This window comes from Microlunatus sp. GCM10028923 (assembly GCF_042666975.1).
Classification (GTDB): domain Bacteria; phylum Actinomycetota; class Actinomycetes; order Propionibacteriales; family Propionibacteriaceae; genus Microlunatus.
Genome location: NZ_JBHTFF010000013.1, coordinates 244,214 through 262,024, shown reverse-complemented (window position 1 = coordinate 262,024; position 17,811 = coordinate 244,214). Strand labels below are relative to the sequence as shown.

The window sequence follows — 17,811 nt, the reverse complement described above, 5'->3', positions numbered from 1 at the left end:
TCGCCTCCGAACTCAACGCCCGACCCCGCCAAACCCTCGACTGGCGCACCCCAGCAGAAGCACTCAACCAACTACTGTCGAACCCAACAGATCCAATCGGTGTTGCAACAACCGCGTGAATCCGCCGGCCGATTTCGAGGTCAAGGCGTCCACTCGGTGAGTGGGGTCGGGCTAGGGGGCGGCTAGGGCTTCTGTTGGGGAGAGGTGGGAGGCGCGGATGGCGGGATAGAGGCCGGCGATGCAGCCGACCAGGAGGGTGGCGGCGAGGCCGCCGGCGACGGCCCAGAGTGGGACCACCGCCGTCCAGCCCTGGTACGTCGCGTACCCCACCGTCGCTGCCGCCCCGATCGCCGCGCCGGCCAGGCCGCCGAGGCCGGACAGCAGCAGGGACTCGACCAGGAACTGGGTCCGGACCTGGCCGTGGGTGGCGCCGAGGGAGCGGCGCAGGCCGATCTCGGCTCGGCGTTCCAGGACGGAGATCACCATCGTGTTGGCGATCCCGACCCCGCCGACCAGGAGCGCCACCGCGCCCAGCCCGACCAACAGGCCGGTGAACGCGCGGTCCGCCGCCTGCTGCGCCGCGAGCGCGTCCGACGGCCGGGAGACGTCGACCTCGTTCGGCGCCTCGGGGTTGGCCGTGGCGCCGAGGACCGCCGCGACCTGTTCGACCTGAGCCTCGGCGGACCGGGTGTAGACGCGGGTCGGGTGGCCGTCGAAGCCGAGGACGGACTCGGCGACCGGCCAGCCGATCAGGGCGGCGCTGTCCAGTTCGGGGGCGAGCACCGACGGCTGCAGGATGCCGGCCACGACGAAACGTACGCCGCCGATGATCACCGTGACGTCGGGGCCGGGCGCGGTGATCCCGAGCCGCTCGGCCGTGTAGGCGCCGAGCACGGCAACCGGATAGCTGCCGGTCGCGGGGTTCAGCCAGGCGCCCGCCGCGAGGTTGGTGCCGGTGGTGGAGAGCAGGTCGGTCCGGGCGGCGTAGGTCGCGATGCCGCCGGACTGTTCCACCGGGATCCGGTCGTTGCGGTACACCTTCGCGTCGGCCACCAGCCCGGTCGCCGAGGTCGCCTCGACCGGCCCGATCCGGCCGATCATGGATTCGGCGGTGAGCGGCAGGGTGGCCGCGCCGCCGGTGAATGTCGACCCGGCGTCGGCGGTGAGCAGGTTGGTGCCGAGTGAATCGAGGGTACGGTCCAGCTCCGCCCGGGACGACGCCGAGATCCCGATCACCGCGACCATCGCGGCGATGCCGATCGCGATCCCCAGCGAGGACAGCACCGCCCGCAACGGCCGGGTACGCAAGCCGACCGCACCGACCCTGATCACGTCGGCCAGCGGCATCCGGCCCGGCCGCAACGTCCCGGTCACGACGCCACCCCACCAAGATCATCACGTTCGTGATCATGATCGGCGACCGCGGCGCCGCGGCGGTCCTCGACCACCCGGCCGTCGAGCATCCGGAGCTGCCGCGGCAGCGAGTCGGCGAGTTCTCGATCATGGGTGATGATCACGACCGTGGTGCCGTCGGCGTTCAGTTCGCGGAGCAGCCGGAGCACGGTCGCCGACGACACGGAGTCCAGCGCTCCGGTCGGCTCGTCGGCCAGCAGCAGGGCCGGCTCCCCCACCACCGCACGGGCGATCGCGACCCGCTGCCGTTCACCGCCGGACAGTTCGTGCGGCCGGTGATCGACCCGGCCGGACAGGCCGACCCGGTCCAGGGCCGCGGCGGCCCGGCGGCGCCGCTGCCGGCGCGAGGTGCTGGTGTAGAGCAGCCCGTCGGCGACGTTGTCCAGAGCCGGTACGCCGGCGGCCAGATGGAACTGCTGGAACACGAACCCGATCCGGTACGCCCGCAGCGCCGACAGCTGCCGGTCGGACAGGGCGGCGACCTGGTGACCGTCGATGATCACCGCACCGGACGACGGCCGGTCCAGGGTGCCGATCAGGTGCAGCAGGGTCGACTTGCCCGATCCGGACGGCCCGACGACGGCGACCAGTTCGCCGGCCTCGACCCGGAGCGAGGCGCGGTCCAGGGCGACCACGCCGTCCGGGTAGCTCTTGCTGGCCCGGTCGACCGTGATCATGCCCGCGCTGGTCCTTCCCGTGGTGCTCATTCGGGCATCCCGACGACGGTGCCCTCGTCGATCTCCGCGCCGGACACCTCGACCCGGCCGTCGGCGAACAGCCCGGTGTCGACCGGCACGTACGAGGGAGTGCCGCCGGTGATCACCTCGAGGCCGTACCCGCCCTCGGCGAGCGCCACCAGCGCGGTCACCGGGACGGTCAGCACATCCTGGCGTTCGCCGGTGGTGACGATCAGGTCGACCGCGGCCTGGTCGTACCGGGCGGCCGCCTCGATCGCCTTCGCGCCGGAGAGTTCGGCGACCGCGATCACGACGGTCGACGCCTCCTCCTGCTGGCCGGACCCGGCCTGGACCTCGGTGGACAGTTCGGTGATCTCGGCCGGCACCCGCTTCCCGTCCGGCAGCTCCACCTCGACCTTCGCGCCGGTCTTCACGTCGGCCAGGTCGGACGGCTCCAGCTGCACCGTGACCGCCTTCGCGGTCGAGGTGTGGCTGAGCACGGCCTGGCCGGGCGTCGCGGCGGCTCCGAGCTCGACGTCCAACGCGTCGATCCGGCGCGACGCGGGCAGGAACGCCACCCGGCCCAGTTCGACCGTGCCGGTCTCCGCCAGACCAAGATCATCCTGCCAGGCCTCGACGGCTTCGGCGGTGCGCCAGGTGTATGCGTCGTCGACGGTGAAGCCGTCGTAGCCGAGTTCCGCCAGGTTGCGTTCCAGTTGTTCCACGTCGGCGCCCTCGTCGCCCTCCTTGAGCGGGCGGTAGGCCGGCAGGTCTCCGTACAGCAGGAGCACCGGGCCGCCGTCCACGGAGTAGAGCGGCTGGCCGCGCTTGATCACGTCACCGACGTCGGGCAGGCCGGTGATCGTTCCGGCCAGCCGGTTCGCGGTGGTCGTGGCGACGCCGTAGCCGAGTTCGCCGTCGTACTCCGAGGTGGCGGTGAGCGTCTGCCGGGTCACCTCGGCGGTCGCCGGCGGCAGCATCGGCGGGCTCTGGTTCGCCGCCTTGCCCCAGCCCTGTGCGCCGAACCAGACCGCCGCTCCCCCGCCGGCCGCGGCGACGACGAGGAAGATCACGGCGGCCACCCGGCCGCCCCGGCGTCGTCGCGTCACTTGCCCACCGCCCCGGGCAGCTTGTCCTTGCAGGCCTCCTGCGCGGCCTCGAAATCGGGATCGTCGGCGAGTTCCTTGTTGATCTGGATGCCGGGCTGGTTCGGGTCCGGATCCGGGAACTTCTCCACCCCGTTCTCCCGCATGCAGGTCGCGAACTCCTGCGCGGCGCCCATCCGCTCCTGGTACTTGGGATCGTTCTTGTCCATCTGCGGCGCCAGGTCGCGGCAGGCCTCCATCGCCGCCTTCGACGTGCCCTGGTCGCCCTGCACCCGCAGCTTGAGCCGCCCGTCCGGGCCGGGATCGTCGACCTCCATGCCGTGCTCGCGCAGACATTCGACGTACGCCATCGTCGCCTGCTTCGGGTCCTGGCTCGGCGAGCCGGACGCCGACGGTTCGCCGCCGCCGGCACTGGCCACGCCTCCACCGTCGGTACCCGCACAGCCGGCCAGCATCAGCAAGATCAACAGCAGACCGGCCAACGGGCCGGCTCCGCGCTTCGACATCGTCTTTCTCCTTCACTCGAACGGATTCCGCCCCAGTGAAGCCTGGCCGGCGTTTCCCGGCCGTTACCCGGTTCATGGCTGGCTAACAGGAAGGAAACATACGGTCACGGAGGATCACGGAGATCGCGGAAGAGCTCCGGGAGATGGGGATTGATCATGCGCGTGTTGGTGGTTGAGGACGAGCCGATCCTCGCCGGGGCGATCGCCGAGTGGTTGCGGGACGAGCCGCATGCGGTCGACGTCGTCGGTGACGGCGGCTCGGCGGTGGAACGGATCCACACCTACGAGTACGACGTCGTGGTGCTCGACCGTGATCTTCCGGTGCTGCACGGCGACGAGGTCTGCCGGCTGTTGATCGCCTCGCCGTCGACGGCCCGGGTGCTGATGCTGACCGCCTCGGCCGCGGTGGCGGACCGGGTCGGCGGGCTGAGCCTCGGTGCGGACGACTATCTGACCAAGCCGTTCGCGCTGGCCGAGCTGGCCGCCCGGGTGCAGGCGCTCGGCCGCCGGTCCCGGCCCGCCGCGCCGCCGGTGCTCCGCCGCGGCGAGTTGGAGCTTGACCCGTCCCGTCGCGAGGTGTTCCGCGACGGCATCCAGATTCCCTTGGCCAGAAAGGAATTCGGCGTGCTGGCCGAGCTGCTCCGGGCCGACGGGGCGACCGTCTCGGCCGAGCAACTGCTGGAGAAGGTGTGGGACGAGTTCGCCGACCCGTTCACCGGTTCGGTGCGGCTGACCGTCCACAAGCTGCGCCGCAAGCTCGGTGAGCCGACCTTGATCGACACGATCACCGGCGTCGGGTATCGCCTGCGATGAGGATGCGCCGATTACGCCGTTCGTTGGGGCTGCGCCGTTCGATGGGGCTGCGCCGTTCGATCGGGCTGCGCGGGCGGTTGACCCTGATCTACGGCGGCCTGTTCCTGGCCGCCGGCGTGACGTTGTTGATCACCACGTACCTGCTCTTCCAGCAGCAGCTGACCGGACAGTTGATGCGCCAGAAGGTCGCCTGGCTCAGCCCGCCCGGCGCCGAACCGCTGCCCGACAAGGCGGGCCTGCCGACCAAGAGCCAGGTGTACGTCTACACGCCGGACGGCCGGATCCTGTCCGGGGACGATGCCCGGACCTTCATGGCGGAGCAGGCCGCCCGGCTGCAGGACGCGGCGTCGCAATCGCTGCTGTTGTTCGGGTGCGTGGCCCTGCTGATCGTGGCCGGCCTGGCCGTCGGGCTCGGCTGGCTGGTGGCGGGCCGGGTGCTGGCGCCGCTGCACCGGGTGCGCGGCGCCGCCGAACGGATCGCCGCGGCACCGACCGCGAACCACGGCCTGCGGGAACGGATCGCGCTGTCCGGGCCGGACGACGAGGTGAAGGATCTGGCGGACGCGTTCGACACCATGGTGCAACGGCTGGACGCATCGTTCGCCGGCCAGCAACGGTTCGTCGCCAACGCGTCGCACGAGTTGCGGACCCCGCTCGCGCTCAGCCGGGCCATGATCGAACTCGCCCTGCACCGCAAGCAGACCTCGCCGGACCTGCGCCGGCTCGGCGAGGACCTGCTCCAGGTGAACGCCCGCCACGAGACCTTGATCAACGGGCTGCTGGTGCTGGCCGGCATCGACAACGAGCCGCTCGAGGCGAGGCCGGTCGACCTGGCCGAGATCGTCGACCACGCGGTCGGCGACACCGCCGCCGAGGCGGCCGCGGCCGGCGTGACGGTACGGGCGACGACCGGTCCGGCGCCGACGGTCGGCGACTCGCTGCTGCTGCAGCGGCTGGCGCACAACCTGGTCCAGAACGGGATCCGGCACAACGTCGCCGAGCAGGGCTGGGTCGACGTCGAGACCGGCCGCGTCGACGGCCAGGCCACCCTGCGGGTGATCAACTCCGGCCCGATGGTCGGGGCGCATCAGGTCCCGCAGCTGTTCGAACCGTTCCGCCGGCTGGACGCGGACCGGCTGGCCGGACGGAACGGTTCCGGTCTCGGACTGTCGATCGTCCGGTCCGTCGTGACGGCCCATCACGGACGGCTGGACGCCGAGCCGGCCCCGGGCGGCGGCCTCGACATCCGGGTGACTCTGCCGGCCGCACCCTGACCCGCCACTCCCGGTACGGGTCCGGCCGATCCCTCAGTACCGGTCCGGCAACGACGGCCAGCGTTCGGCGGCCCACTGCGACCACGTCGGAAACCCGGGCGGGACCTCGGGAATCGCCTCGCCGGCCAGTTCCTCCGGATCCGGCGGCTGGAATCGCAGGTGCCACTGCCGGAGTTCGTCATCGGCCATCAGGAAGTGGCCCGGCTCGGACGCGTACCGCTCGTCGATGCGCCGGCGTTGCTCGTCGTACGTGATCGGGAGGTAGACCACCTGGGCGCGGAGGCCGAGCGCGTCCGCGATCCAGCGCAGCGCCGAACGTTCGTCCGTGCTCCAGAGGCCGAAGTCGAGGACCACGTTGCTGCCCAGCTGGGCCGCCCGCATCCCGATCTCGATCAGCTTGCCTTCGATCCGGTCCCGGTGGTGCTCCCGTTCCTTCGACCGCCACTGGGTTGGTTCGTCGTCGCAGAAGATCGCCTGCTGCCAGTCGTCCGGGGTCAGCCGGAGCGCGGACTCGCTGACCTCCAATTCCTTGGCTTGGGTGGTCTTCCCGGCTCCGGGCAGGCCGACGATCAGGTACACGGTCACCCGGTGAACCGTATTCCCGCCGGCCCGGAAACGGTCAGCGGGGCGGACCGGCGAGCAGCCGGGCCCGCGTCTCGGCGAACGTCTCCTCCCGGTGCCGCGGCCCGTCGATCCCCCAGGTCGCGCCGGCGTCGGCGAGCTCGTCCGCCGGAGCATGATCGGCGAGCGGCGTCACCACGTCGAACCTCGGCTCGTCATGATCATCCGGCTTGCCCTTCGACAAGCTCAGGGAGCGTTGGGGCAGTTCGGCGACGAGGGCGGCCAGGGCCTCCGGGGTCAGCGGGCCGGTGTCCCGCGATTGCGGCACGATCCCGTCCCAGCGCGCCGCGCGCCGTACCCCGGCGCGGGCCGGCAGCATCGCCGCCACCCAGATCGGCGGCCGGGGACGTTGCACGGAGCCCGGCAGCAGTTCGGCCGACACCTGGTAGTGCTCGCCGCGGTGGTCGACCGGCTCGCCGCGGAGCAGCCGGTCCAGCACCGGCAGCGCCTCGTCCAGCCGGGCCGCGTGCAGCTTCGGCTCGACCGGCTCGCCGAACGCGCCGTACTCCGTCGCGGGCGGAACCCCGAGCCCGACCCCGAGCACCGCGCGGCCGCCGGTCAGGTGGTCCAGCGTGACGACTTCCTTGGCCAGCTTCCACGGCCGTCGCCGCGGCACCGGCGTGACCAGGGTGCCCAGCCGCAGCCGTTCGGTGTGGGCGCCGATCGCGCCGAGCTGCACCCACGGGTCGTAGGTCGGCTCGCGCCGGCCCGGGTCGAGTTGGACGTGGTCCCAGAGGAAGAAACCGTCCCAGCCGGCCTGCTCGAGCTCCACCGCGAACCGGACCAGCTCCGCCGGATGGTGCCCGTTGGGCAGGCTCACCCCGAATTTCAGCGCCATGCCTTCCGTCCTATCAGCCGGCACGGACAGTCCCGGCCGGCAGCGGGAGGCCTACTGTCGGCGGCGGGACCTACAGTCCCGGGCAACGATCGAAAGAAGGAGAAGGCTGTGGCTGAATCGACGATCACCCGGAGGCTCGGAGCGGACGGCCCGGAGGTCAGTGCCATCGGGTTCGGGGCCTGGGCCATCGGCGGACCGGCCAGCCGGGAGGGCCAGCCGATCGGCTGGGGCGAGGTCGACGACGACGAGTCGATCGCCGCCCTGCACGCCGCGCTGGAGGCCGGCGTCACCTTGATCGACACCGCCAACGTGTACGGCGCCGGCCACAGCGAGCGGGTCGTCGCGCGGGCGCTGGACGGCCGTCGCGACGAGGTGGTGATCGCGACCAAGTTCGGCAACCTGATCGACGAGGAGAAGCGGGAGGCGATCGGGCGCGACGCGTCCCCGGAGTCGATCCGGGAGCAGTGCGACGCCAGCCTGGCCCGGCTGCGGACCGACGTGATCGACCTCTACCAGTTCCACATCGGCGACTACCCACTGGACCGGGCCGGCGAGGTCCGGGACGCGCTCGAAGGCCTGGTCGCCGACGGCAAGATCAAGTTCTACGGGTGGAGCACCGACGACCCGGACCGGGCCGCGTTCTTCGCCGAGGGCGAGCACTGCGCCGCCGTGCAGCAGTCGTTCAGCATCGTCAACGGCAACGAGGACACCCTGGCCGTCGCGGAGCGGACCGGCCTGGCCAGCATCGTCCGCGGGCCGCTGTCGATGGGGTTGCTGACCGGCAAGATGGATCGGCAGACGACGTTCGCCGAGACCGACGTCCGGCACGGCTGGGACTGGTCCGGCGACCAGGGCCGGCGGCTCGAGGCGCTGGACAAGATCAAGTCGATCCTGACCGAGGACGGCCGGACCCTGGCCCAGGGCGCGCTCGGCTGGCTGCTCGCCCGGAGCTCGGCCTTCGTGCCGATCCCCGGCATCCGTACCGTCGCGCAGGCGAAGGACAACGCCGGTGTGCTCGCCGCCGGCCCGCTGTCGCAGGATCAGCTGGACCGGATCGCGGCCGCGCTGGCCTGACGGGACCGCCCGGCCTCAGCGGGCGCCGATCAGCCGACGGCTGCGCCAGCGTCGGCCGATCCGGAAGCCGAGGCTCTCGTACAACTTGATCGCGACGGAGTTGGCGGCGTAGGCGCCGAGCGTGCAGACGCCCTGCCGCCGGACGGCGAACCGGGTCAGCGCGGCGGTGATCGCCCGGCCCAGCCCACGGCCCCGGTACGCGGGGTCGACGGTGATCCCGGACAGCAGCGGGTAGCCGGCGACGTTGTCCTCGACCACCCCGCACGCGATCAAGGATCCGGTACGGTCTCGCAGGCCGAGCCAGACCTGACCGGGCAGCCGGCCGGGGATCCCGTCGCTGCCCGGGTTGTGCTCGTCGATCAAGATCGTCAGCTCGGGCCAGTCCGGCCGGGCCACCTCGATGATCTTGTCCTCGCCCGCCTGCTCCGGCGGCTCGTCGGCGGTCCACATCCAGTGCCAGTCGCCGCCCGGCCCGAGCTCGAGCCGCTCGGCGACCTCGGCATAGCAAGGCTCCTCGATCGTGAGGATGTTGCGCGGCAGCTCGTCCAGCCGACCGGTCTTGATCAACTCCTCGACCAGGACGGCCGCGTCCTCGGTCGTCCCGAACAAGGCGCTGCCGTCGCCACGCGTCTGCGTCATCCGCGGGATGATCACCGCCGCCCCGTACACATAACCGGGCCGGGCCAGCGTGGCCGGGATCTCCCAACGCAGGAAGGGATCCTCGGGATCGAGGCTGCGCAGCGCGGCGGCCGAGTCCAGCCGGGTGAGGGTCAAGGCTTCTGGGTCGCCTTGGTGGTCTCGCCGGTGGACAGGGCGGCGACGAACGCCTCCTGCGGCACCTCGACGCGGCCGACCATCTTCATCCGCTTCTTGCCTTCCTTCTGCTTCTCCAGCAGTTTCCGCTTCCGGGTGATGTCGCCGCCGTAACACTTGGCCAGCACGTCCTTGCGGATCGCCCGGATGTTCTCCCGGGCGATCACCCGGGACCCGATCGCGGCCTGGATCGGCACCTCGAACTGCTGCCGCGGGATCAGCTCCTTGAGCTTCCCGGCCATCAGCACCCCGTACGAATAGGCCTTGTCCTTGTGCACGATCGCGGAGAACGCGTCGACCGGCTCGCCGTGCAGCAGGATGTCCACCTTGACCAGGTCGGACTGCTCCTCGCCGGCGGGCTCGTAGTCGAGGCTGGCGAAGCCCTTGGTGCGCGACTTCAACGCGTCGAAGAAGTCGAACACGATCTCGGCCAGCGGCAGCGTGTAGCGGATCTCCACCCGGTCCTCGGACAGGTAGTCCAGACCCTGCTGGACGCCGCGCCGGGCCTGGCACAACTCGAGGATGGTGCCGATGTATTCGGCCGGGCTGAGGATCGTCGCCTTCACCACCGGCTCGTAGACGGCCGAGATCTTGCCCGCGTTCGGATACTCCGACGGGTTGGTCACGACGTGCTCGTCGCCGGTCTCGAGCTCGACCCGGTAGACCACGTTCGGTGCCGTGGAGATCAGGTCGAGGTTGAACTCCCGCTCCAGCCGCTCCCGGACGATCTCCATGTGCAGCAGGCCGAGGAAGCCGATCCGGAAACCGAACCCGAGCGCGCCGGAGGTCTCCGGCTCGTAGGTCAGCGCGGCGTCGTTGAGCTGCAGCTTGTCCAGCGCCTCGCGCAGCTCCGGATAGTCGGCGCCGTCGATCGGGTACAGCCCGGCGAACACCATCGGGTTCGGGTGCCGGTAGCCGCCCAGCGACTCGGCCGCCGGCGCCGAGGCCGAGGTCACCGTGTCGCCGACCCGGGACTGCCGGACCTCCTTCACGCCGGTGATCAGGTAGCCCACCTCGCCGACGCGGAGGCTCTTCGCCTTCACCGGCTCCGGCGAGATGACGCCGACCTCGAGGGTCTCGTGGGTCGCCTTGGTCGACATCATCAGCACCCGCTCGCGGTGCGACAGCTCGCCGTCGATCACCCGGACGTACGTGATCACGCCGCGGTACGTGTCGTACACGGAATCGAAGATCAACGCCCGCGCCGGCGCGTCCGCGTTGCCGACCGGTGCCGGCACCTGGGTGACGATCTGGTCCAGCAGTTCGATCACGCCGTCGCCGGTCTTGGCCGACACCCGGAGCACGTCGGCGACGTCGCAGCCGATGATCCCGGCCAGCTCTTCGGCGTACTTCTCCGGCTGCGCGCTGGGCAGATCGATCTTGTTCAGCACCGGGATGATGTGCAGGTCCGCCTCGAGCGCCAGGTACAGGTTGGCCAGCGTCTGCGCCTCGATCCCCTGCGCCGCGTCGACCAGCAGCAGCGCGCCCTCGCAGGCGGCCAGCGACCGGGACACCTCGTAGGTGAAGTCGACGTGGCCCGGGGTGTCGATCATGTTCAGGATCTGGGTGGTGCCCTCGAACGGGCCGGACCGCGGCGTCCACGGCATCCGGACCGCCTGCGACTTGATCGTGATGCCGCGCTCGCGCTCGATGTCCATCCGGTCCAGGTACTGGGCCCGCATCGCCCGGTCGTCGACGACGCCGGTCAGCTGCAGCATCCGGTCGGCCAGGGTCGACTTGCCGTGGTCGATGTGGGCGATGATGCAGAAATTGCGGATGACGTCGGGGCTGGTCCGGCCAGGGGTGGGTGTCACGCGGTCAGGTTCCAGTCTGTAGCTGTTCGATGTTCGGTACGGGTGCGCGGTGGCACCGAACGCCCATCATCCCACGGGCGCACCAGCGACTTAATCGCCTCGACTCGCAGGCGGGTGCTCGGCCACGATGGCGGGCATGAATCTTCCGGCCACCTATGCCGTCGGAGTACGGCGTCCGTACCTCGATCTTCCCGCCGAGGTCCGTGCCTGGGTCGACCGGACCCTCGGCGAACCGGTGGCCGAGGTCGCGGACAAGCAGGGCGGCTTCTCCCCCGGCGTCGCCGCGGTGGTCACCGGAGCCGGCGGCCGCAGCCTGTTCATCAAGGCGGTCGGGTCCGCGGTCAATCCCGACGCGATCCGGATGTACAGGGAGGAGCAGCAGCACTCGGCCCGGCTGCCGGAGATCGACTCCGTGCCGCGTACGGTCGCGACGGCCGAGATCGAGGTCGGCGACGAGCAGTACGCGGTCTCGGCCCTGCCGGCGATCGACGCCGCCCCGCCGCCGCACCCGTGGAACCTCGCCGACGCCAACCGCGCCTTCGACACGATCGCCGAGCTGGGCGACCGGCTGACCCCGTCGCCGTGGCCCGAGGAGTCCACCGACGACCTGCCCCGGTTCTTCCTCGGCTGGCGCGATCTCGGCGGGGACGATCCGTGGCTCGCCGATCCCTGGATCGCGGAACGGGCCGCGCGGTTCGCGGCCCTGGAGGCGGACACGGTCGCACAGATGGCCGGCGACACCCTCAGCCATACGGACCTCCGCGCCGACAACCTGCTGTTCGGTACGGACCGGGTCTGGGTGGTCGACTGGGCGGCCGCGCAGAATGCCGCTCGCTGGATCGATCCCGCGCTGCTGCTGGGCGACCTGGTGGTGTCCCGGGCCGACGTCGGCGACGGTGGCGAGATCGACGTGGCGCGGTTCGCGATCGAACACCCGGCCCTGCGCGACGTGCCGTTCGCCCTCAACTGGGCCGGCGTCCTCTGCCTGGCCGCGGCCCTGCACCGGTTCTCGCTGCGGCCCGCTCCGCCCGGCCTGCCGACGATCCGGCCCTGGCAGGCCCGCTGTGCCGACACCATGATCGCCTGGTGCCGCCGCACCGAGCCCGCCTGATGATCAAGCCGTCAAGATCACCAGGTCATGATCATGACGGTCATGATCAGAACGTCGTGGTCAGGTCCTGGGTCTGCCCGGTCGTGGCCGCCCGGTAACCGGACTCGATGATGTCGATCACGTGCCGGGCGTGCTCGGCCGTGACGATCGACGGCGTCCCGTCGCGGACCCAGTCCACGAGCTGCATCACGTCCTCGTACACGTGCTGTTCCTCGATCTCCCGGTGTGCCCGGTGACGTGCGGCAGCAGCGCCTGGTTCAGCGGCCCGCGCGCGTGGGTCTCGGCCGGGTTCCGGCCGGGGAAGTCGAACGGCTCGCCGTTCAGCAGCAAACCGTTGATCGTTCCGTCCGTACCGTAGAAGGCGCCGCCCATGCCGCCGGTCATCGTGCCCGCGGAGGTGCCGGTCGCCACGCAGAACAGGTTGTCGCCGAAGTCGATCAAGAGCGCCGTGTTGTCGTCCGCATCGGTCTCCACGGACCGGCCGCCGAACGAGCGGGTGGGCACCCGGACGCCCGACATCGCGGTCACCCGTCGCGCCGGGCCGAGGATGCCGGTGACGGTGTGCAGCGAATAGACCGTCATGTCGTACATCGGGCCGCCGCCGGGCTTGCGGAAGTACCAGGACGGGTCGATGTTCGACAGCACGTCGCTGCCGCCGCGCACCGACTCGTTCTCGTGGTACGTGCCGAAGGCGGCTCCGCAGCTCACCCAGGACAGGGTGCCGATCGCACCCTCGGCGATCAGCTCCCGGGTGCGTACGTGGTGCGGCCGGAGCATCTCGCCCGGCGAGGCCACGATCCGCAGGTCCCGGGCGGCCGCGAGGTCGATCAGTTCGGTCGCCTCCGCGACGGTCACCGTCATCGTCTTGTTGAAGTGCACGTGCTTGCCAGCCTCGAGCGCCAGCCGGCCCTGCTCGTAGTGCAGTCCGATCGGCGACGCGATCGTCACCGCGTCGACGTCCCCCGAGGCGAGCAGTTCCTCGTACGTCGTGAAGGCCTGCGCGACCCCGAACTTCTCGGCGGCGGCCTCGGCCCGGCCGGGCACCGGATCGCAGACGGCGGCCAGGGAGACCCGGTCGGCAAGATCGGGCTGAGCGAGGTGAGGAAGGATCCCGCGGACCGCGATGCTGCCAGCCCCGACCACGCCCACCCGTACCGGATCAGTCATGCCCGTCAGTAGATCAGATCGATGTCCGGCACGGAACCACCGTCGGCCGACTTCGGTCACCTCGACACCATGATCAACCGGCACCTCCGGGGGTTCATGATCACCCGCGGTTCATGATCACCGGCCGGTGCCGAACCAGAACAACGAATTCCCGGTCGAGCCCGGCCGACCGGGGTAGATTCGCGTCGAGAGGACAGCCGGCTCAGCGGCTCGGCTGCCACGTTCGGGGGTTCGTGGGTCCTGGCCGGCGAGCCCGCCATGATGCGCCCGGATCCCGGCTCGATGATCGCGCCGCGGACCCACCGACGCATCCCGCTTCCGGTGCGGGCACGGACCGGGTGCAGCCAACGCCGGCGTCGGATCAGGAGCACCCGCATGAAAGCCATCGTCGCCACCCGCTACGGGTCGCCTGAGGTCTTCCGGCTCGAGGAGATTCCCAGCCCGGTCCCGGCCGACGACGAGATCCTCGTCCGGGTCCGAGCGACCACCGTCTCGGCCGCGCACAGCATGATGCGGCAGGGCCGCCCGCTCGTCGGCCGGCTGTTCACGGGCCTCCGCCGGCCGCGGCAGGCGGTGCCGAGCACCGAGTTCGCCGGCCGAGTGGAGGCCGTGGGCCCGGCGGTGACGTCGTTCAGTCCCGGTGACGAGGTGTTCGGCGAGACCGGCATCAGGGCCGGCTGTGCCGCCGAGTACGTCTGCGTCCGCGAGGGCGGAGCGTTGTCGATCATGCCCTTCAACCTGTCGGCGACGGCCGCCGCCGCGATCGTCGACGGCGGGTCGACCTCGCTGTACTTCCTTCGGGACAAGGCGAAGCTCCGGCCCGGTCACCGGGTCCTGATCAACGGCGCCTCCGGCTCGGTCGGCACCGCCGCGGTCCAGCTGGCCCGACACCTCGGCGCCGACGTCACCGGCGTCTGCAGTGCCGCCAACCTCGACCTGGTGCGCGCGCTGGGTGCCGACGACGTGATCGACTACACGGCCGAGGACTTCACCGAGGGCGATCGGCGCTACGACATCGTCTTCGACACGGTCGGCAAGAGTTCCTTCGCCCGCTGCCGGAGAATCCTCGAAGCCGGCGGCGTCTACCTCACGACCGTCCCCAGCTTCGCGATCTATCCCCAGATGCTGCTGACCTCCAGGATCGGCGACAAGAGGGCGGTGATCGCCGCGGCCGGTCTGCGCCGGGACGAGGAGAAGACGCAGGGATTGATCATGCTCAAGGGCCTCCTCGAGGAGAAGCTGATCATCCCGGTCGTGGACCGGACCTATCCGCTGGCCCAGATCGCCGAAGCACACCGGTACGTCGACACCGGCCGGAAGAAGGGCAGCGTCGTCCTCACCGTCGAGGAGTCGTGACGGTGAGGACCGTTCCCGATGATCACAGGTCGAGCTCCCAGGTCTGGCCGACCAGGTCGGCGCCGAAGCTGTGGTGGCGTTCCTCGCCGACCAGCCGGAAGCCGGCCCGCTGGTAGATCCGGCGGGCGGCGGACAGGACGTCGTTGGTCCAGAGCACCAGCCGGCGGTAGCCGGAGGCCCGGGCGAACTCGACGCAGGCCTCGACCAGCCGGGTGCCCAGGCCGAGTCCGCGGGCCCACGGCTCGGTGAGCAGCAGCCGCAGCCGGGCGGTCTCGTCGTCGTCACGGACGCAGAAGACGCAGCCGGCCCGCTGTCCGTCGACGGTCGCGATCCAGGCCCTCGCCTGGTCCGGGGTCGCGGTCTCGGCGAAGTCGGCGACGATCCGGGCGACCAGGGCTTCGTAGCTCACGTCCCAGCCGTACTCCTCGGCATAGAGCGCGGCGTTCCGCTCGACTACCCAGCCGAGGTCGCCGGGCGCCGGTTCGCGGAGCTCCACCACCCGCCGCTCGGCGGGCGGTTCGAGCAGCTTCCGTACGGTGCTCATGGCGTCGACCAACCGGGTCCGGTCGGGGCCAGCGAGCGGCTCCAGCAGCCCGGAGACGTCGCGCACCGAGCCGCGGTTCAGCTCCTCGAACGCGGCCCGGCCGGCCTCGGTCAGCGCAACGGTCTGCCGGCGCCGGTCGAGCGCGGACCGGTCCCGCTCGACCAGGCCGGCGGCGGTCAGCCGGTCCAGGATCCGGGTGGCGTAGCCGGGATCGAGGCCGAGTTCCGTACGCAGATCGACGACGTCCGTCCGGCCGGCCGCGGCGAGTTCGAAGAGCACCCGCGCCTCGGCCAGGCTGTACGGGGAGCCGACCAGGCCCTCGTCCAGCACGCCGATGATCTTGGTGTAAAAGCGGTTGAAGGAGCGGACCCGGTCCACGGCGTCCGGCTCGACCGAAACCTTTGACATAGTCAAAGAATACGGACCGGCCGGCCGCGCCGTACTCAGATCCCAGCGACCGGACGGCCGAAGTCGACCGCCGCCAGCACCGGAGCCGGCGCGGCGTCGGCGAGTTCCCGGTCCGGCGGCGCACCGAGCGCGTCGTTGACCGTCGAGAACGCCAGCCGCAGCGCCACGAACACGGTCAGCGCAAGGATCTGCCGGTCCTCGAAGCCGGCCGCCCGCAACCGCTCGACGTCGGCGGCGGTGGTCCCGTTCGGGTCGCCGGCGACGCCGCGGGCCCAGTCGACCAGCGCCGCCTCCCGCTCGTCCAGGCCGCCGGACTCCCCGCCGAGGACGGCCACCGCAGTCGGCACGTCGGAGCGCTGGGCCAGCCGAGCACCCCAGGCCAGCGAGCAGTAGGAATCCCGCCGGGTCGTCGCGGCGGTCACCACCAGCAGCGCGATCTCCCGGTCGGTCAGGCCGCTGCCCTCCAGGGCCGCCGACCGAGCCTGCAGGTAGGCCTGGAACACGTCCGGCTGCCAGGCCCACAGCCGGGTCAGGTTCATCACGTAGCCATGGGTGACGAGATCGCTGTCGTACAGGGCCCGGACGTCGGCGTCCTCGGGCGGCTCAGCCAGGTGCATCTCCTCAGTGTCGTCCTGATTTGAGCGGGCGGGAGCCGGACTGCTAAAGTCGACCGTCGCGTGACCGCTCGGTCGTGCACGTCCACCCGTCGTACGAAGAGAGTGTCAGAGGCCTGCCCCGTGGCGAACATCAAGTCCCAGATCAAGCGGATCAAGACGAATGAGAAGGCGCGTCAGCGCAACAAGTCCGTCAAGTCCGCCTTGAAGACGTCCGTTCGCCGGTTCCGCGAGGCGGCCGAATCCGGCGAATCCAGCAAGGCGACCGAGTACGCGAAGGCCGCGACCCGGCTGCTGGACAAGGCCGCGAGCAAGGGCGTCATTCACAAGAACCAGGCCGCGAACCGCAAGTCGGCCATCTCCGCCCAGGCCGCCAAGCTCGGCTGAAACCCGCTCGGCCCGACCCGTGGGCGCGCATCATGGCGATGGTGTCATGATCGACCTGCTGGCACGGATCGAGGCCGAGAACCCGCGCCTCCGCGCGTACGTCGACGAACCCGATCGATCGTCGCGGGTCCGGCGCGCCCTCGATGAGCTGGCGCGCCGCTGGCCCGATCCCGCGAACCGGCCGCCGCTCTACGGCCTGCCGGTCGCGGTCAAGGACGTGTTCCACGTCGCCGGCCTGCCGACCCGGGCCGGTTCCCGGCTGCCGGCCGAGTTGATCACCGGCCGGCCCGGCCCCTTGATCACCAGCCTGCTCGACGCGGGTGCCGTCGTGCTGGGCAAGACGGTGACCGCCGAGTTCGCGTACCTGGCGCCCGGCGAGACTCTCAACCCGCACCGGCTGGAACACACACCCGGCGGGTCCAGCAGCGGCTCGGCCGCCGCGGTCGGCGCCGGGCTCGCCCCGATCGCGCTGGGCACCCAGACGGTCGGCTCGGTGATCCGGCCGGCCGCCTACTGCGGAGTCCTCGGCTTCAAGCCCACGTTCGCCAGGATCGGCACCGACGGAGTGATCGCCAACGCGCCGACGTTCGACACGGTCGGCTTCCTGGCCGCCGATCCCGAGGTGCTGCACCGGGTCGCCGCGGCCACTGTGCCGGGCTGGCAGCCCGACGGCCCAACCGGGCTGCCGACGCTGGCGGTCCCCCGCGGCGCCTATCTCGCTCAGGCCGAACCGGCCGCCCTGACCGCGTTCGAACGCCAGTTGGCCTGCCTGCGCGAGGCCGGCTACCGGATCCGCGACGTCGACCTGTTCGCCGACATCGAGCAGGTCAACGAGCGCAACTTCATGATCAACGGGTACGAGCTGGCCGGCTCGCACGAGGCGTGGTTCGATGATCATTCCGAGCTCTACGACCCGCGCACGGCCGCGGCGATCCGGTACGGCCGGACGGTCGACCGGCGCGACTACGAGGCGGCGCTGCGGGACCGGACGGCGTTCGCCGACACGGTCGTCGACGCGTTGGCCGGCAGCGATGCGTACGTCGCTCCGGCCGCGACCGGGCCGGCACCGCACGGCCTCGACACGACCGGCAGCCCGCTGATGAACCTGCCCTGGACGCAGGCCCGGCTGCCCGTGCTCGGCGTACCCGCGGGCCGGACCGAGGACGGGCTGCCGCTCGGCCTCCAGTTCGCCGCCGCCCCGGGTCGCGACGAGGCGCTGCTGGGCTGGGCCGACGGGCTCTGCGCGGCGCTGTCCGGCCGGTCCTGACTCGACCT

Annotated in this window: 19 protein-coding genes; 7 read left to right on the top strand and 12 right to left on the bottom strand. The window is 71.2% G+C overall.

Annotated elements, in window-relative coordinates; translation table 11 throughout:
* Positions 1-171 precede the first annotated feature (171 nt).
* From ACFQU4_RS28100 to ACFQU4_RS28085, 4 genes are read right to left on the bottom strand one after another with little or no spacing between them, the layout of a single operon-like run.
* A complete protein-coding gene (locus tag ACFQU4_RS28100) occupies positions 172-1,374 on the bottom strand; it encodes an ABC transporter permease (RefSeq protein WP_377498440.1) in 1,203 nt (400 codons plus the stop codon).
* On the bottom strand, positions 1,371-2,120 hold the full coding sequence (locus tag ACFQU4_RS28095) for an ABC transporter ATP-binding protein (protein ID WP_377498438.1): 750 nt from the start codon (positions 2,118-2,120) through the stop codon (positions 1,371-1,373). The genes ACFQU4_RS28100 and ACFQU4_RS28095 overlap by 4 nt, the downstream gene beginning before the upstream one ends.
* Positions 2,117-3,199, bottom strand: a complete 1,083-nt coding sequence (locus ACFQU4_RS28090; RefSeq protein ID WP_377498436.1) for an efflux RND transporter periplasmic adaptor subunit — start codon at positions 3,197-3,199, stop codon at positions 2,117-2,119. Before ACFQU4_RS28090 ends, ACFQU4_RS28095 begins: the two co-directional genes overlap by 4 nt.
* On the bottom strand, positions 3,196-3,702 hold the full coding sequence (locus ACFQU4_RS28085) for a hypothetical protein (RefSeq protein WP_377498434.1): 507 nt from the start codon (positions 3,700-3,702) through the stop codon (positions 3,196-3,198). The genes ACFQU4_RS28090 and ACFQU4_RS28085 overlap by 4 nt, the downstream gene beginning before the upstream one ends.
* 156 nt (positions 3,703-3,858) lie before the next feature.
* Here ACFQU4_RS28085 and ACFQU4_RS28080 point away from each other — a divergent pair, with 156 nt between their 5' ends.
* Both ACFQU4_RS28080 and ACFQU4_RS28075 read left to right on the top strand, forming a co-directional pair.
* Positions 3,859-4,515, top strand: a complete 657-nt coding sequence (locus ACFQU4_RS28080; RefSeq protein ID WP_377498432.1) for a response regulator transcription factor — start codon at positions 3,859-3,861, stop codon at positions 4,513-4,515.
* A gap of 41 nt (positions 4,516-4,556) precedes the next feature.
* Positions 4,557-5,789, top strand: coding sequence for a sensor histidine kinase (locus ACFQU4_RS28075; protein ID WP_377498430.1), 1,233 nt, complete (start codon positions 4,557-4,559; stop codon positions 5,787-5,789).
* Positions 5,790-5,822: 33 nt separating this feature from the next.
* On the opposite strand, the gene ACFQU4_RS28070 is transcribed toward ACFQU4_RS28075, so the two are convergent.
* Together ACFQU4_RS28070 and ACFQU4_RS28065 are read right to left on the bottom strand one after the other, a co-directional pair.
* Complete coding sequence (locus ACFQU4_RS28070; protein ID WP_377498428.1) at positions 5,823-6,374, bottom strand: AAA family ATPase; 552 nt, start codon at positions 6,372-6,374, stop codon at positions 5,823-5,825.
* Between the two features lie 34 nt (positions 6,375-6,408).
* Positions 6,409-7,248 carry an LLM class flavin-dependent oxidoreductase gene (locus ACFQU4_RS28065; protein ID WP_377498426.1) on the bottom strand — a complete coding sequence of 280 codons (840 nt, stop codon included), beginning with the start codon at positions 7,246-7,248 and terminating at the stop codon, positions 6,409-6,411.
* 108 nt (positions 7,249-7,356) lie between these two features.
* On the opposite strand from ACFQU4_RS28065, the gene ACFQU4_RS28060 reads away from it, so the two are divergent.
* Positions 7,357-8,322, top strand: a complete 966-nt coding sequence (locus ACFQU4_RS28060) for an aldo/keto reductase (protein ID WP_377498424.1) — start codon at positions 7,357-7,359, stop codon at positions 8,320-8,322.
* 15 nt (positions 8,323-8,337) lie between these two features.
* On the opposite strand, the gene ACFQU4_RS28055 is transcribed toward ACFQU4_RS28060, so the two are convergent.
* Both ACFQU4_RS28055 and lepA read right to left on the bottom strand, forming a co-directional pair.
* Complete coding sequence (locus ACFQU4_RS28055) at positions 8,338-9,096, bottom strand: GNAT family N-acetyltransferase (RefSeq protein ID WP_377498422.1); 759 nt, start codon at positions 9,094-9,096, stop codon at positions 8,338-8,340.
* The gene (lepA, locus tag ACFQU4_RS28050; RefSeq protein ID WP_377498420.1) at positions 9,093-10,949 is read right to left on the bottom strand and encodes a translation elongation factor 4; all 1,857 of its coding nucleotides are present in this window, start codon (positions 10,947-10,949) and stop codon (positions 9,093-9,095) included. Before lepA ends, ACFQU4_RS28055 begins: the two co-directional genes overlap by 4 nt.
* Positions 10,950-11,085: 136 nt before the next feature.
* Between lepA and ACFQU4_RS28045 the strand changes: the two genes are divergently transcribed.
* On the top strand, positions 11,086-12,060 hold the full coding sequence (locus ACFQU4_RS28045; protein ID WP_377498418.1) for a phosphotransferase: 975 nt from the start codon (positions 11,086-11,088) through the stop codon (positions 12,058-12,060).
* 46 nt (positions 12,061-12,106) lie between these two features.
* Here the strand turns inward: ACFQU4_RS28045 and ACFQU4_RS28040 are convergent, their stop codons facing one another.
* Both ACFQU4_RS28040 and ACFQU4_RS28035 read right to left on the bottom strand, forming a co-directional pair.
* On the bottom strand, positions 12,107-12,262 hold the full coding sequence (locus tag ACFQU4_RS28040) for a hypothetical protein (protein WP_377498416.1): 156 nt from the start codon (positions 12,260-12,262) through the stop codon (positions 12,107-12,109).
* On the bottom strand, positions 12,247-13,227 hold the full coding sequence (locus ACFQU4_RS28035) for a Gfo/Idh/MocA family protein (protein WP_377498414.1): 981 nt from the start codon (positions 13,225-13,227) through the stop codon (positions 12,247-12,249). The genes ACFQU4_RS28040 and ACFQU4_RS28035 overlap by 16 nt, the downstream gene beginning before the upstream one ends.
* Positions 13,228-13,602: 375 nt before the next feature.
* Between ACFQU4_RS28035 and ACFQU4_RS28030 the strand changes: the two genes are divergently transcribed.
* A complete protein-coding gene (locus tag ACFQU4_RS28030; protein WP_377498412.1) occupies positions 13,603-14,583 on the top strand; it encodes an NAD(P)-dependent alcohol dehydrogenase in 981 nt (326 codons plus the stop codon).
* Between the two features lie 22 nt (positions 14,584-14,605).
* Here ACFQU4_RS28030 and ACFQU4_RS28025 read toward each other — a convergent pair whose 3' ends face one another.
* Positions 14,606-15,535 (bottom strand): GNAT family N-acetyltransferase, encoded by a 930-nt coding sequence (locus ACFQU4_RS28025; RefSeq protein ID WP_377498411.1) that lies wholly within the window; start codon positions 15,533-15,535, stop codon positions 14,606-14,608.
* A 35-nt stretch (positions 15,536-15,570) separates the two neighbouring features.
* The gene (locus tag ACFQU4_RS28020; RefSeq protein WP_377498409.1) at positions 15,571-16,152 is read right to left on the bottom strand and encodes a carboxymuconolactone decarboxylase family protein; all 582 of its coding nucleotides are present in this window, start codon (positions 16,150-16,152) and stop codon (positions 15,571-15,573) included.
* A 120-nt stretch (positions 16,153-16,272) separates the two neighbouring features.
* On the opposite strand from ACFQU4_RS28020, the gene rpsT reads away from it, so the two are divergent.
* The gene (gene rpsT / locus ACFQU4_RS28015) at positions 16,273-16,536 is read left to right on the top strand and encodes a 30S ribosomal protein S20 (protein ID WP_377498407.1); all 264 of its coding nucleotides are present in this window, start codon (positions 16,273-16,275) and stop codon (positions 16,534-16,536) included.
* A gap of 46 nt (positions 16,537-16,582) precedes the next feature.
* Positions 16,583-17,803 (top strand): amidase, encoded by a 1,221-nt coding sequence (locus tag ACFQU4_RS28010; RefSeq protein ID WP_377498405.1) that lies wholly within the window; start codon positions 16,583-16,585, stop codon positions 17,801-17,803.
* The last annotated feature ends 8 nt before the right edge of the window (positions 17,804-17,811 follow it).

Coding starts and splice junctions, on each gene's coding strand:
- ACFQU4_RS28095 (WP_377498438.1), bottom strand. CDS start 2,120: ATGAGCACCACGGGAAGGACCAGCGCGGGCATGATCACGGTCGACCGG.
- ACFQU4_RS28085 (WP_377498434.1), bottom strand. CDS start 3,702: ATGTCGAAGCGCGGAGCCGGCCCGTTGGCCGGTCTGCTGTTGATCTTG.
- ACFQU4_RS28080 (WP_377498432.1), top strand. CDS start 3,859: ATGCGCGTGTTGGTGGTTGAGGACGAGCCGATCCTCGCCGGGGCGATC.
- ACFQU4_RS28075 (WP_377498430.1), top strand. CDS start 4,557: ATGGGGCTGCGCCGTTCGATCGGGCTGCGCGGGCGGTTGACCCTGATC.
- ACFQU4_RS28065 (WP_377498426.1), bottom strand. CDS start 7,248: ATGGCGCTGAAATTCGGGGTGAGCCTGCCCAACGGGCACCATCCGGCG.
- ACFQU4_RS28045 (WP_377498418.1), top strand. CDS start 11,086: ATGAATCTTCCGGCCACCTATGCCGTCGGAGTACGGCGTCCGTACCTC.
- ACFQU4_RS28035 (WP_377498414.1), bottom strand. CDS start 13,227: ATGACTGATCCGGTACGGGTGGGCGTGGTCGGGGCTGGCAGCATCGCG.
- ACFQU4_RS28030 (WP_377498412.1), top strand. CDS start 13,603: ATGAAAGCCATCGTCGCCACCCGCTACGGGTCGCCTGAGGTCTTCCGG.
- ACFQU4_RS28025 (WP_377498411.1), bottom strand. CDS start 15,535: ATGTCAAAGGTTTCGGTCGAGCCGGACGCCGTGGACCGGGTCCGCTCC.
- ACFQU4_RS28020 (WP_377498409.1), bottom strand. CDS start 16,152: ATGCACCTGGCTGAGCCGCCCGAGGACGCCGACGTCCGGGCCCTGTAC.
- ACFQU4_RS28010 (WP_377498405.1), top strand. CDS start 16,583: ATGATCGACCTGCTGGCACGGATCGAGGCCGAGAACCCGCGCCTCCGC.